Origin of the sequence: Streptomyces sp. NPDC006925 (assembly GCF_042869575.1) — a bacterium.
Taxonomy (GTDB): Bacteria; Actinomycetota; Actinomycetes; order Streptomycetales; family Streptomycetaceae; genus Streptomyces.
The window spans coordinates 149,094-162,508 of sequence record NZ_JBIAGB010000016.1 but is presented as its reverse complement, the minus strand read 5'-3'; the positions used below and the strand labels follow the sequence as shown (position 1 = coordinate 162,508).

General features: G+C 72.5%; 10 protein-coding genes. 7 read left to right on the top strand and 3 right to left on the bottom strand.

The genetic code is table 11. The annotated features are described in order from the left end of the window. Nucleotides 1–223: 223 nt before the first annotated feature. Nucleotides 224–3,040, bottom strand: coding sequence for an MFS transporter (locus tag ACFYNS_RS21780; RefSeq protein ID WP_360292151.1), 2,817 nt, complete (start codon nt 3,038–3,040; stop codon nt 224–226). Between the two features lie 233 nt (nt 3,041–3,273). Next, nucleotides 3,274–3,726: an SRPBCC family protein gene (locus ACFYNS_RS21775; protein WP_360292148.1), complete on the bottom strand. Its 453-nt coding sequence runs from the start codon at nt 3,724–3,726 to the stop codon at nt 3,274–3,276. A 172-nt stretch (nt 3,727–3,898) separates the two neighbouring features. Between ACFYNS_RS21775 and ACFYNS_RS21770 the strand changes: the two genes are divergently transcribed. The 3 genes from ACFYNS_RS21770 (at nt 3,899) to ACFYNS_RS21760 (ending at nt 6,229) form a co-directional block, all read left to right on the top strand. After that, on the top strand, nt 3,899–4,996 hold the full coding sequence (locus ACFYNS_RS21770) for an Rv2578c family radical SAM protein (RefSeq protein ID WP_388604610.1): 1,098 nt from the start codon (nt 3,899–3,901) through the stop codon (nt 4,994–4,996). A gap of 12 nt (nt 4,997–5,008) precedes the next feature. Next, nucleotides 5,009–5,407, top strand: coding sequence for a RidA family protein (locus tag ACFYNS_RS21765; protein WP_360292143.1), 399 nt, complete (start codon nt 5,009–5,011; stop codon nt 5,405–5,407). Nucleotides 5,408–5,647: 240 nt separating this feature from the next. After that, nucleotides 5,648–6,229, top strand: coding sequence for a GNAT family N-acetyltransferase (locus tag ACFYNS_RS21760; RefSeq protein ID WP_360292140.1), 582 nt, complete (start codon nt 5,648–5,650; stop codon nt 6,227–6,229). An 86-nt stretch (nt 6,230–6,315) separates the two neighbouring features. On the opposite strand, the gene ACFYNS_RS21755 is transcribed toward ACFYNS_RS21760, so the two are convergent. Further along, nucleotides 6,316–6,900: a HEAT repeat domain-containing protein gene (locus tag ACFYNS_RS21755; RefSeq protein ID WP_360292138.1), complete on the bottom strand. Its 585-nt coding sequence runs from the start codon at nt 6,898–6,900 to the stop codon at nt 6,316–6,318. A gap of 359 nt (nt 6,901–7,259) precedes the next feature. On the opposite strand from ACFYNS_RS21755, the gene ACFYNS_RS21750 reads away from it, so the two are divergent. The 4 genes from ACFYNS_RS21750 to ccrA all read left to right on the top strand — a co-directional run bounded on the left by ACFYNS_RS21750 (nt 7,260) and on the right by ccrA (nt 13,406). Beyond that, nucleotides 7,260–9,044, top strand: a complete 1,785-nt coding sequence (locus tag ACFYNS_RS21750; RefSeq protein ID WP_388604608.1) for a 3-hydroxyacyl-CoA dehydrogenase family protein — start codon at nt 7,260–7,262, stop codon at nt 9,042–9,044. Nucleotides 9,045–9,145: 101 nt separating this feature from the next. Then, entirely contained in the window at nt 9,146–9,937 is a 792-nt protein-coding gene (locus ACFYNS_RS21745; RefSeq protein WP_388604606.1) for a TetR family transcriptional regulator, read from the top strand. Between the two features lie 251 nt (nt 9,938–10,188). Next, the gene (locus ACFYNS_RS21740) at nt 10,189–11,718 is read left to right on the top strand and encodes an amino acid permease (protein ID WP_360292131.1); all 1,530 of its coding nucleotides are present in this window, start codon (nt 10,189–10,191) and stop codon (nt 11,716–11,718) included. A gap of 314 nt (nt 11,719–12,032) precedes the next feature. Beyond that, nucleotides 12,033–13,406: a crotonyl-CoA carboxylase/reductase gene (gene ccrA, locus ACFYNS_RS21735; protein WP_360292128.1), complete on the top strand. Its 1,374-nt coding sequence runs from the start codon at nt 12,033–12,035 to the stop codon at nt 13,404–13,406. The last annotated feature ends 9 nt before the right edge of the window (nt 13,407–13,415 follow it).

Below are 13,415 nucleotides of genomic sequence, written 5' to 3'. Positions count from 1 at the left end.
AACAACCCCCCCCCCCCCCATCTCCCCCGGCCCCTCCCCCCCCCCCCCCCCCCCCCCGCGCCGCACCCCCCCCCCCCCCCCCCCCCCCCCCGGGGGGGCCGGGGGGGGGGGGGCGGCGCGCCCCCCCCCCCCCACCCCCGGACGCCCCCGGTACGCCGGGAAGCCGCGCCGGGGCCCGCCCGGTCGGCCCGGTCCGCCCGGTCGCCCCGGACCGTCCGGAGGGTCAGTCTTCGTGCCCCAGTTGCAGGTCGCGTTCGGTGCGCCCGCCGCCCGCGATCTGCAGCACGGTCGCGACCGGCGGATACCCCGCGGCCACCACCGTGTACTCGCCCGAGGCCAGGTCGACGAAGCGGAAGATGCCGTCGGCGCCGGTCGTCGCGGTGTCGACGACGTTCCCCGCAGCGTCCAGCAGGGTGACCCGCGCGTCCTCCACGGGCCGCCCGCCGGAGGCCCGGACGGTGCCGCGCAGCACGGCGCCACCGGCGAGCTCGACGTCCTGCCGGGTCTCGCGGGACGCCTGCACGGAGACCGGGAGGGCGGCGGGGCGGTAGACGGGAGCGCTGGCCGCCAGTGTGTACTCGCCGGCGACGAGTTCGGAGATGACGTAGCCGCCCTCCCGGCTGCTGCGGGTGGTCGCGACGACCTCGCCGCGCACGTCGGTGAGCGTGACGATGGCGTCCTTGACGGGGTTGCCGTCGGCGGTCAGCACACTGCCCGCCAGCCGGCCCGCCCCGCCCAGGACCACGTCGAGGTCGACGGGCCGTTCGCCCACGCTGACGCTGACCGCGCGCGGCTGGTGCCCGCCCGCCGACGCGATCAGTACGTACGCGCCCTCGCCGGGGGTGCTCAGCGCGTACCGCCCGTCCTCGCCGGTGGCCCCCCGCCCGATCTGCCGTCCGACGGTGTCCACCAGGGTGAGCGCCGCGCGGGGAACGGCGGTGCCGTCGTGGTGCCGCACGGCGCCGCAGACCGGAACGCCTGCGGCGTAGGGCGCGGGCTGCGGCTGCGGCGCGGCGCCGTCGGGCGCGGGCGCTGCGGGTGCCTCGGCGCTGCGGGCCGGAGGCACGGACGTGTGCTGGGACACCAGTGGTTTCTCCTTGAGGAAGAGGGACAGTGCCAGCCCGAGGACGAGCACCGGAACGAGGTAGAGGAAGATCCGCGGCATCGCTTCCGCGTACGCCGCGACGTAGCCGTCGCGCAGCGGTGCGGGGAGTGCGCGCACGAGCTGCGGGGTCAGGGAGTCGGGGTCGGGCAACTCGCCCTGGTCCCGGGGGAGCCTCCGGGCGAGCGCGTCCGCGAGCCGGTGCGCGAGCAGGGTGCCGAACAGCGCGGCCCCGATGCTGCCGCCGATCTGCCGGAAGTAGTTGTTGGCGCTGGTGGCCGCGCCGACGTCGGTGGATCGCACCGAGTTCTGCACGGCCAGCACCAGCACGGGCAGCACGAAGCCGATCCCCAGGCCGAGGATGCCCGACCAGATGCCGAACATCTGGCGCGAGGTGTCCGCGTCCAGCTTGGAGAGCAGCCACATCCCTTCGGCGGAGAGGGCGCAGCCCAGCACGGGGAAGATCTTGTAGTGCCCGGTGCGGGTGATGAGCTGGCCCGAGAGCAGCGAGGAGATGACGACCCCGGACATCAGCGGCAGCATCAGCAACCCCGAGGTGGTGGCGCTGACGCCCTCGACCATCTGGAGGAAGCTGGGCAGATAGCTGGCGGCGCCGAAGAGCGCGATGCCGATGGCCGCGCCCACCAGACCGGTGACGTTGAAGACGGAGTCCCGGAACAGCCGCAGCGGAAGCACGGGTTCGGGCGCGTAGTGCTCGGTGACGAGGAAGAGCCCACCGCTGACGAGGGCACCGGCGGCCAGGCCGAGGATGACGTGGTCGCCCCAGTCGTAGGTCGTGCCGCCCCAACTGGTGAGCAGGACCGCACAGGTGGAGAAGGTCGCCATCAGCAGCGCGCCGAGGATGTCGAGCCGGGGCCGCACCCGGGGCCTGGGCAGGGTGAGGGCGAGCGAGGTCACCAGGAGAGTGAGCAGGCCCACCGGTACGTTGAACCAGAAGCACCAGCGCCAGGACAGGTCGTCGGTGAACCAGCCGCCCAGCAGCGGACCGGCCACCGAGGCGAGCCCGAAGGCGGCGCCGATCAGGCCCATGTAGCGGCCGCGGTCGCGGGCAGGTACGACGTCCGCGATGATCGCCTGCACCCCGATCATCAGTCCGCCGGCTCCGGTGCCCTGCACGGCGCGGTAGACGATCAGCTCCTCCATGGAACCGGCCCATCCGGCGAGGGCGGAGCCGGCGGTGAAGACGCCGATGGCGAAGAGGAAGAGCCCCTTGCGGCCGAAGAGGTCGCCGAGTTTGCCGTAGACGGGCAGCACGATGGTCGCGGCCAGGAGGTAGGCCGTGACGGCCCAGGACATCCGGCGCAGGCCGTCGAGTTCGCCGACGATCTTGGGCAGCGCCGTGGCCACGATGGTCTGTTCGAGCGCGGCCAGCAGCATGGCCAGCATCAGCGCGCCGAAGACGAGCCGGAGGCGGCGCGGTGACAACGGCGCCTGCGGCGGGCCGCCGTCCGGCGCCGCGGCCTCCTGCACGGGGACGCCCCGCGGAGTGCCCTGCGCAACGGCAGCCGACGGGGCATCCTGCGGGATGCGCTGGGTCGGGTACGGCGCCCGGGGGTCGGCCGGGTCAGCCCCGGACGTGCCGGGGACGGCGGTCGGCGCTGACCGGGCCGCCCCGGAGCCCGCCGCTCCTGACCCAGGCACGGGGTGGCCCGTCGATCCGTACTCCGCCGGTCCGCTCAGCGCCGCAGCCGCCCCCGCAGGGGTGGCGCCCGGGGTCGTCGACGGGGCGGCGGCGCCCGGCGCGGGCGCCGGGATCGGTGTTGCCGCTGCCGGGGCCTCCGGCCGGCCGGGCAGTTCCACGGTGACCTCGACCGCGGCCGGAGCCGCGGCAGCCACGGGCCCGGGATGAAGTCCCCTGCCGGTTACGGGGTTTCCATCACCCCTGGTGTCGAGGGTCGCCCCGCCGGTACCGCCCATCCCACTCCCCTTGCCGCTGCTTCTGGGGGAGTATTTCTCGCATTGCACGACAAGCACGTTCAAGCACGGTTCAGGTGCGCGCCGTGGGACGGGTGGGGCGCAATTCGGTTGCCCGGGGCGCCCGTCGGGCTGCCGATCAGGGGTTTTCCCGTGACGGGCCGCCCCCTGCGGCAGCGGCACCCATCACCGGAAACCACCCGATCCAGTGAGGGCGCGCCGGGGGCGTCGGGGAGTCAGCCGCCCTGCTCCGTCCTGGCGGCCAGCCGCTGGAGCACGTCGTCGTAGATGCGGGCCAGACCCTTGGGCGCGAAGGTCCGCTCGAAGAAGCCGCCGATGCCGCCGGCGCCGTTCCAGACCGTGGTCACCGTGACCCGGGCGGTCTTCTCCCGAGCACCGGGGGTCACCCGCCAGGTGGTCACCATCGAGGAGTTGCGGTCGGTCTCCACCAACTCGCCGTCGGCGGGCTCGGTGACGTCGAGCAGGCAGTCCCGGACGCGCTTGCTGGTCGCCTGGAGCTTCCAGTGCACGAGCGTGCCCTCGCCGTCGCCGCCCTCCCTGACCTCGTACTCGCTGAAGGGGGCGGGGAGCAGTTCGGCCCGGGTTTCGCTGTAGTCGGCGAGCGCGTCGAACACCTCGTCGGGTCCGGCCGCGATCTCCCGCTGGGTGGTCGCTTCGACCTGCGCCATGACTCCTCCTGTGACTGGACGGCCTGTGATCGGGGTGGCCAGCCAATCACCCCCGGGTCGGCTCCCCAAATCGAGCTTGACACTTTCCATGCGAACGCGTGTTCTATTCTGAGACCGCAGAGAGCGACAGTGGAGCAAGAGGGACGCGACACCACCACCGAGGAGGCCGCGCATGCGCTGGGACGAGCTCAAGGACACCGACGAGCACAGCCGGGCCGGGGCGCCCACCCTCTTCGGCGCTGCCGCCGTCACGCGCCGCACCTTCGACACTCCCGAGTTCCGGGGGATGACCTTCCACGAGATTCAGGCCCGCACCCTGGTGAACAGAGTGCCCGGCGCCTCGCGCATGCCGTTCGAATGGACGGTGAACCCCTACCGCGGCTGCTCGCACGCCTGCGTCTACTGCTTCGCCCGCCGGACCCACAGCTACCTGGATCTCGACCCCGGCGAGGGCTTCGACACCCAGATCGTGGTCAAGGTGAACGCGCCCGAACTGCTGCGCAAGGAACTCAGCAGCCCCCGCTGGCAGGGCCAGCACATCGCCATGGGCACGAACGTCGACTGCTACCAGCGGGCCGAGGGGCGGTACCGGTTGATGCCGGGCATCCTCACGGCCCTGCGCGACCACGCCAACCCCTTCTCGCTGCTCACCAAGGGCACCCTCGTCCTGCGCGACCTCGACCTGCTGCGCTCGGCCGCGGCCGTCACGGACGTCGGCGTCTCGGTGTCGGTCGGATTCACCGACGAGGAGCTGTGGCGCACCGTCGAGCCGGGCACTCCGGCGCCGCAGCGGCGGCTGGATGTCGTACGGCGGCTCACGGAGCACGGCATCCCGTGCGGGGTGCTGATGGCACCGGTGATCCCCTTCCTCGGCGACTCCCCCGCACAACTGCGGGCCACGGTGCGGGCTCTGGCCGCCGCCGGGGCGACCTCCGTCACACCACTCGCGCTGCACCTGCGGCCCGGAGCGCGCGAGTGGTTCTTCCGCTGGCTGCACCAGCACCACCCGCGGCTGGTGCGGCACTACGAGGCGCTCTACGCGGACGGGGCGTACGCGCCCAAGTGGTATCAGCGCCGCATCACCCGGCAGGTGCACGAACTGGCCGCCGAGTACGGTGTGGGCCCCACAGGCCCCGGCACCGCCCGGCGGACGGCGCCGCCCGCTCCGGCAGACGGCGACGAGGACGGCGCAGGTGACGGCGACGGGAGCGGGACCGCCCCCGAGGAGCCGGCGGCGGAAAACCGCTGCACACAGCTCACCCTGCTCTGAGAGCATGCCAGGATGTCATCGCTCACCCACATCACCACCCCCGAGGGCCTTCCGCCCGGGAACGGGTACAGCCATGTCGTCCTCGGAGAGGGCAGGTTCATCGCTGTCTCCGGCCAGGTTGCGCTCGACGCGGACGGTGAGGTCGTCGGCGCGGACGATCCCGAGGCCCAGGCGGAGCAGGTGTTCGGCAATCTGCGGCGCTGTCTGGAGGCGGCCGGAGCCGACTTCGGCGACGTCGTGAAGTTCACCTTCTTCGTGACCGACCTGGCCGTCATGCCCGCACTGCGCACCGTGCGCGACCGGTACCTCGACCCCGGGCGGCTCCCCGCGTGCAGCGCCGTGCAGGTCGCCGGGCTCGTCCGGCCGGAACTGCTCATCGAGATCGAGGCGCTCGCCGTGTCCCCGTCCTGAGTGGTGGCGGTACTGCCCGAACCACCGGCGCACGGTACTCGCGAGACAGGGCTCCGCCTGTTCGCATCCGGCCCAGCTCGCACCGGGGCCGGAGGGGGCTTCCGTGGGGGTGTGTCGTCGTCATGCGCCCACTCCGGCGAGGCAACCGGACATCTCCTGTCGGGTGTTCGACGGCGGGCAGGGTGAGACGGCCGGGAAAAGGCGGTGCGGCCCCGGGGTCCGTGGGAGCACCCTCGGCACATGCATGTGCGGGAGATGACCGAGGACGACATCGAAGCCGTGGCCGAAGTGCGGGTGCGCGGTTGGCGGAGCGCGTACCGGGGGCTGGTGCCGCAGCCGTATCTGGACGCGATGTCACCGGCAGCGGAGGCGGCGCGGCGGCGACGCTTCTTCGCGGCCGGCCGGGGAGTGGTGCGGAACCTGGTGGCCGCGGACGGGGCCGGTGGCGGACAGCTCACGGGCTGGGCCGCGGCCGGGCCCCGGCGCACCCGGGGCGACACCCCGCGCCCCGGGCCGCCCGGCGGTGACGAGGAGCTCTACGCGCTGTACGTCCACCCGGACCGCATCGGCACCGGGGTGGGCCGACTGCTCCTGGCGGCGGTGCTGGAGGACGCCGCCGCGCGGGGCTGCCCGCGGATGTTCCTGTGGGTGCTGGAGGGCAACGCCCGTGCGCGCCGCTTCTACGAGCGGGCCGGCTTCGCCGCGGACGGGCTCACCGCGGCGTTCGAGGTGGGGGGTGCGGAGGTCCCCGAGGTGCGCTACCTCACCGTCCTCGGCGGGGGCCGGAAGCCGGAAGCGGGGCCCGGACGAGACCACGGGTAGGCGTGCCGTCCGCGACAGCCCGAGGCCGCCGAGGGCACCGAGGCCGCCGTCCCCGGAGCGGGGCCCCGGCCCCGCTCCGCGGCGGCTCAGCCGGGGATCCGTGCCAGGGCCGCCTTGGCGGAGGGGGACAGCCGGTGGTGCCGGGCCGCCGCGTCGAGGACGGGGATGGCGCGCTTGTCGCCCAGGGCGCCGAGGCCGACGACGCACGCCTCGGCGATCGGCCAGTAGTGCAGGGGTCCGATCAGGAGGCGCTGGAGCACGTTGATCAGGGTGGGCACCGACTCCGGGGCGCGCAGCGCCGTCAGCAGCCGGACCGGGTAGAGCGCGTAGGCGGTGCGCAGTTCGTTGGTGGCCAGGGCCGCCGCGGCCTTGGCCGTACGGGGGTCGCGCAGCCGCTCCAGGGCCTGGGCGGCGCTGGCGCAGCACACCGGGTCCCGGTAGTTGAGCATGAAGACGAGGGTCTCGAAGGCCCTCCGGTCCCCCGCGCTGCCCAGTGCGAAGGCCGCGATCTCGCGGGCCCACAGAGGCCGTTCGCTCTGCACGAGTACGGCGGCGAGCTGGTCGCGCGCCTCCGTGCTGCGCTGCCTGGCCAGCGTGACCAGGCGTGCGTACTCGACGGGCTCGGCCTCGGGCCGCACACGGTCGATCAGCGTTCGGAACGCGTCGGCCACTCCGGCTCCCCCTTCACGTGCTGAGTTACCCAGCGGTGGAAGTGTTCCTACCCCTGGCTTTATGGTTACCCACGAGTTAAGGTGCTCATCAGAGCGGTACCCCCGCTCAGGCGGTTTGGTGACGCAGCCGCCGAGAGTGACGTCGGTTCGGCAGCGGACCCGGCACGCGCAGGAGCGCGTCGGAGCCGTACGGGCCGCCTCGTGACCGGGCCCCGGGACAGGGCCGCGCAGCGGGGCGTGACCGGTAACTCCCCTGCCCTGCGCGTACGTACGCCCGCGCGCCCGGTAGTGCACGAAACCCTCACCCTCATCACCCGTGCCCCTGTAGGGGCCAGTGTCACACCCTCTGGAGTCCCCTGATGGACCGTCCTCCCCTGCGCACGATCGCCGTCGTCGGCCTCGGCACGATGGGTACCGGCATCGCCGATATTCTCGCCCGCGCCGGGCGTGAGGTCATCGGCATCGACACGAACGAAGCAGCCGCTCGGCACGCCGTCGCCGCACTGGAGTCCTCCACGGCGCGCTCGGTGGAGCGCGAGCGGATGACGCAGAGCGAGCGCCGGGACGTGCTGGCGCGGTTCCGCACCTTCACCGGCCTCGCAGCGGCTGCCGAGGCGGACCTGGTCATCGAGGTGGTGCCGGAGGACTACGACACCAAGTGCCAGGTGTTCGCCGAACTGGACACCGTCGTCAAGCCGGACACCGTCCTGGCCACCGGCACCAACGCGCTGTCCGTGACGCGGCTGGCGGCCGACTCCGACCGGCCCGAGCGCGTGCTGGGGCTGCACTTCTTCAACCCGGCGCCCGCCATGAAGCTCGTGGAGATCGTCTCCTCGGTGCTCACCTCACCGCAGGCGATCGCCGCGGTCACCGAGCTGGCCCGGGATCTGGGCAAGGATCCCATCGCGGTCGGTGACCGTCCCGGGTTCGTCGCCGACGGGCTGCTGTTCGGCTATCTGAACCAGGCCGCCGCGATGTACGAGTCCCGCTACGCCACCCGCGAGGACATCGACTCCGCCATGCAGCTGGGGTGCGGTCTGCCGATGGGCCCGCTGGCCCTCCTCGATCTGATCGGGATCGACACCGCACGCACCGTGCTGGCGGCGATGTACGAGCAGTCGCGCGACCGGCTGCACGCTCCCGCGCCGATCCTGCGGCAGTTGAGCGAGGCGGGGCTGACCGGCCGCAAGGCGGGCCGCGGCTTCTACACCTACGCGGCGCCCGGCAGCTCGGAAGTGCTGCCCGACGCGCTGACCCCCGACGCGGCGGCCGAACGCGCGCCGGGCCGTCCCGTCGCGACGGTGGGTGTCGTGGGTTCGGGAACGATGGCCGGGGGTATCGCGGAGGTCTTCGCCAAGGCCGGCTACCCGACGGTGCTGGCGGCGCGCAGCGAGCAGAAGGCGGCGACCGCCAAGGAGCGCGTCGCCCGGTCGCTGGAGCGCTCGGTCCACAAGGGCCGGATGACGGCCGAGGACCGGGACACCGCATTGGCGCTGATCACCCCGGCCGGTTCGCTGGATGCGCTGGGCGAGGCCGACCTGGTGGTCGAGGCCGTGGCCGAGGACCTGGAGGTCAAGCGGCGGTTGTTCGAGCGGCTGGACGCGGTCTGCAAGCAGGGGGCGGTGCTGGCCACCACCACCTCCTCGCTGCCCGTGGTGGCCTGCGCCCGCGCCACGGCCCGGCCGCAGGACGTGATCGGGATGCACTTCTTCAACCCGGCGCCCGCCATGAAGCTGGTCGAGGTGGTCAGCACGGTGCTGACCGACCCGCAGGCCCACACAACCGTCCGCGAGGTGTGCCGGAAGGTCCGCAAGCACCCGGTGGACTGCGGCGACCGCGCGGGCTTCATCGTCAACGCGCTGCTCTTCCCCTACCTGAACAACGCCGTGAAGATGGTCCAGGAGCACTACGCCTCGCTGGACGACATCGACGCGGCGATGAAGCTCGGCGGGGGCTACCCGATGGGGCCCTTCGAACTGCTGGACGTGGTGGGTCTGGACGTCTCGCTCGCGATCGAGCGGGTGCTGCACGAGGAGTTCCGCGACCCCGGGCTGGCGCCCGCACCGCTGCTGGAGCACCTGGTCGCCGCGGGCTGTCTGGGCAGGAAGACGGGGCGCGGCTTCCGCGAGTACGCACGCCGGTGACCGGCGGCATCGCCGGGTGGGGCGGACTGTTGGAGCCGGCGGCCGGCGGCCTGCCCCACGGCCCGCCCCCCGACCCCGTCACGGCGTGTAGCGTTCACCACATGCCAGAGCCCGAGAAGAACTCCCGTACGACCGGCCAGCGTGCGAGCGGCGCCGCCACCCAGCGGTTGAGGGTGCGCCGTGAGTTGGCCGCCGCTGCCACGGAGCTCTTCGCCACGAAGGGTTACGAGGCCACCACGGTGGATGAGATCGCGGCCGCCGCGGGGGTGGCCCGGCGCACGTTCTTCCGGCACTTCCGCTCCAAGGAAGAGGCGATCTTCCCCGACCACGACGACACCCTCGTGCGCGCGCAGGCCGTGCTGGAGGCCGCGCCCGCGCACGAGCACCCGCTGGACACCGTGTGCCGGGGCATCAAGGAAGTCATGAAGATGTACGCCGCCTCCCCCAAGGGCAGCGTCGAGCGGTACAAGCTCACCCGCGAGGTGCCCGCGCTGCGGGAGCGGGAGATCGCCTCGGTGGCCCGCTACGAGCGGCTGTTCACCCGCTATCTGCTGGGCCACTTCGACGAGGAGGCGCACCGCGACGGCGTCAGCGGCTACGACGAGCCGCTGCTCGCGGAGGTGGCGGCCTCGGCCGTGGTCACCGCGCACAACCATGTGCTGCGGCGGTGGCTGCGCTCGGGCGCCGAGGGGGACGTGATGACGCAGCTCGACCACGCCTTCGCGATCGTACGGCGCACGTTCGGCACCGGCTTCGGCGCGCACCGCCCGTCCGGCGAGCAGCCGGCGGCATCCGTGACGCGCAGGGACGAGGTGCTGGTGACCGTCGCGCGCACCGACGCGCCCCTGGGCGAGATCATGTCCACCATCGAACGCGCACTCTCCCGGGACTGACCGGCCGCCCGCCCCCGCGGGCCCGGCCAGGACCGGCTCCGGTCAGGGGGGCTCCGGTCAGGGGCGGCTCCGGCTCGGCGCCGCCTCCGGAGAGGGGTTCCGCACGGCCTCCCCGTCCCCGGTCACCCCGGTCCCGGCCCCGGCCCGCGGGCGAGGGAGTCGGGTGAATTGCACCCGTGCCCCGCCGCGCGTACCCGCCGCCGGGCCGCCGGGTGGAAACCATGGCGCGAAGGCGACGTGGAGGTGCGGCAGTGTCGGTGGCGCCAGGTGGGGAGAAGAGCCCCAGGCAGTGGTTGCGGACCAAATCCGTCGAAGAGTCGATCATCGACACGGACGACCCCGAGCAGGGGCTGCCCCGCTCGCTGTCGGCGCGCGACCTGACGGTCTTCGGCGTCGGTGTGATCATCGGCACCGGCATCTTCGTGCTGACGGGCCAGGTCGCCAGGACGACATCCGGTCCGGCGGTGGCCCTCTCCTTCGCCGCCGCGGGAGTGGTGTGCACCCTCGCCGCGCTGTGCTATGCGGAGTTCGCCTCCACGGTTCCGGTGGCCGGCTCGGCCTACACCTTCGCGTACGCCTCGCTGGGTGAACTGCCCGCCTGGATCATCGGCTGGGACCTGGTGCTGGAACTGGCGCTGGGCTGCGCGGTGGTGGCGGTCGGCTGGTCCGGGTACGTGCGGTCGCTGCTGGACAGCATCGGCTGGCAGCTTCCCGGCTGGCTCTCGGGCACCAGCGACACCAACGGCTTCGGCTTCGACCTGCTGGCCTGCGCCCTGGTACTGCTGCTGACGGGCATCCTGGTGGTCGGCATGAAGCTGTCGGCCCGGGTCACCTCCACCGTCGTGGCGATCAAGGTGGGGGTGGTGCTGCTGGTGATCGTCGCCGGGGCGTTCTTCGTCACGGCCGAGAACTACGATCCCTTCATCCCGCCCGCGCAGGGAACCGCGGACTCCACCTCCGGGTTCGCGACGCCGCTGATCCAGGTGATGTCCGGCTACGCGCCCACCACGTTCGGCGTGATGGGGATCTTCACCGGTGCCGCCGTCGTCTTCTTCGCCTTCATCGGGTTCGACGTGGTGGCCACGGCGGCCGAGGAGACCCGCAATCCGCAGCGCGACATGCCGCGCGGCATCCTGGGTTCGCTGATCGTCTGCACGGTGCTGTACATCGCGGTCTCGATCGTGGTCACCGGGATGCGCAAGTACACCGAGCTGACCGTGGACGCGCCGCTGGCCGACGCGTTCAAGGCCGTCGGCGAGCCGTTCTGGGCGGGGCTGATCAGTTTCGGTGCGGCGGTGGGGCTGACGACGGTGTGCATGATCCTGCTGCTGGGCCAGTCCCGGGTGTTCTTCGCGATGAGCCGGGACCGGCTGCTGCCGCCGCTGTTCGCCCGGGTGCATCCGCGGTTCGGCACCCCTTACCGGTCGACGGTGCTGCTGGGGGTGCTCGTCGCCGTCGTGGCGGGTTTCGTCAGCCTCACGGAGCTGGCCGAGCTGGTGAACATCGGGACGCTCTTCGCGTTCGTGGTCGTGGCGATCGGGGTGATCATCCTGCGGCGCACCAGGCCGGATCTGCCGCGTGCCTTCCGCACACCGCTGGTGCCCGCGCTGCCGATCGCCTCGGTGCTGACCTCGCTGTGGCTGATGCTGAACCTGCCGTCGGAGACCTGGGCCCGGTTCGCGGTGTGGATGGCACTGGGGGCCGTGCTCTACGCGGGGTACGGGCGGCGCCGCAGCCGGGTGCGGCAGGGGGACGAGCCGTCGGCGCACCAGGTGCCCTGACCTGCGGGGCAGGGCGATTTGATCGATCATCGCTCAGATGAGAGCGATCCACGCCATGTGAGAATTCACGGCACGCGGTGTCTTGTGTGCTGGCACTGGGTGTCATACGTTGGCAGCAGTCCGGGCGCTGTCCCCGCGGCCCACACCGTGTGCCCCGGACCGCTCGGCGTCACGAGCGACCGCGCGCACCCTCGCGCACCAGCAACAGCCGAACCGACGGCGCTGCCTCACCACCGACGTCCCCCGACAGGGCTCCTCCGGCCGCGGCCGGAGGCGTCCCCACGCCACGCTCCACGCTTCGCCGGAGGCATACCGTGAACCAGATCCTCGACGCGATCCTCGCGTCCGACACCTCGCCGGACGACTTCGCCGCCCTGCCGCTGCCCGAGTCCTACCGGGCCGTGACCGTCCACAAGGACGAGGCCGGGATGTTCGAAGGGCTGGAGGCGCGGGACAAGGACCCGCGCAAGTCGCTGCACCTGGACGAGGTGCCCGTGCCCGAACTGGGCCCCGGCGAGGCCCTGGTGGCCGTGATGGCCTCCTCGGTCAACTACAACTCCGTCTGGACCTCGATCTTCGAGCCGCTGTCCACCTTCGGGTTCCTGGAGCGCTACGGCCGCGTCTCGCCGCTGGCGAAGCGGCACGACCTGCCGTACCACATCATCGGCTCCGACCTGGCGGGCGTCGTGCTGCGCACCGGCGTGGGGGTCAACTCCTGGAAGCCGGGCGACGAGGTGGTCGCGCACTGCCTCTCCGTCGAGCTGGAGTCGGCCGACGGGCACAACGACACGATGCTCGACCCGCAGCAGCGGATCTGGGGCTTCGAGACCAACTTCGGCGGACTCGCCGAGATCGCGCTGGTCAAGTCCAACCAGCTGATGCCCAAGCCGGCCCACCTGAGCTGGGAGGAGGCAGCGGCCCCCGGACTGGTCAACTCCACCGCCTACCGGCAGCTCGTCTCCCGCAACGGCGCCGGGATGAAGCAGGGCGACAACGTCCTCATCTGGGGGGCCAGCGGCGGACTGGGCTCGTACGCCACCCAGTTCGCGCTGGCCGGCGGCGCGAACCCGATCTGCGTGGTCTCCAGCGAGGACAAGGCCGAGATCTGCCGCCGGATGGGCGCCGAGGCCATCATCGACCGCAAGGCGGAGGGCTACCGGTTCTGGAAGGACGAGCACAACCAGGACCCCAAGGAGTGGAAGCGCTTCGGCAAGCGCATCCGCGAACTGACCGGCGGCGAGGACGTGGACATCGTCTTCGAGCACCCGGGGCGGGAGACCTTCGGCGCGAGTGTCTACGTCACCCGCAAGGGCGGCACCATCGTCACCTGCGCCTCCACCTCCGGCTACGAGCACAGCTACGACAACCGGTACCTGTGGATGTCGCTGAAGCGGATCATCGGCTCGCACTTCGCCAACTACCGCGAGGCGTGGGAGGCCAACCGGCTGATAGCCAAGGGCAAGATCCACCCCACGCTCTCGAAGAGTTACCCGCTGGAGGAGACCGGCCAGGCGGCCTACGACGTGCACCGCAACCTCCACCAGGGCAAGGTCGGCGTCCTCGCGCTGGCGCCCGAGGAGGGGCTGGGCGTGCGCGACCACGAGAAGCGGGCCCGGCACCTGGACGCCATCAACACCTTCCGCGACGCCGAAGGCGGGCGGACCGACGGGCACAGCCGGAACGCGTGAGGCCCCCGC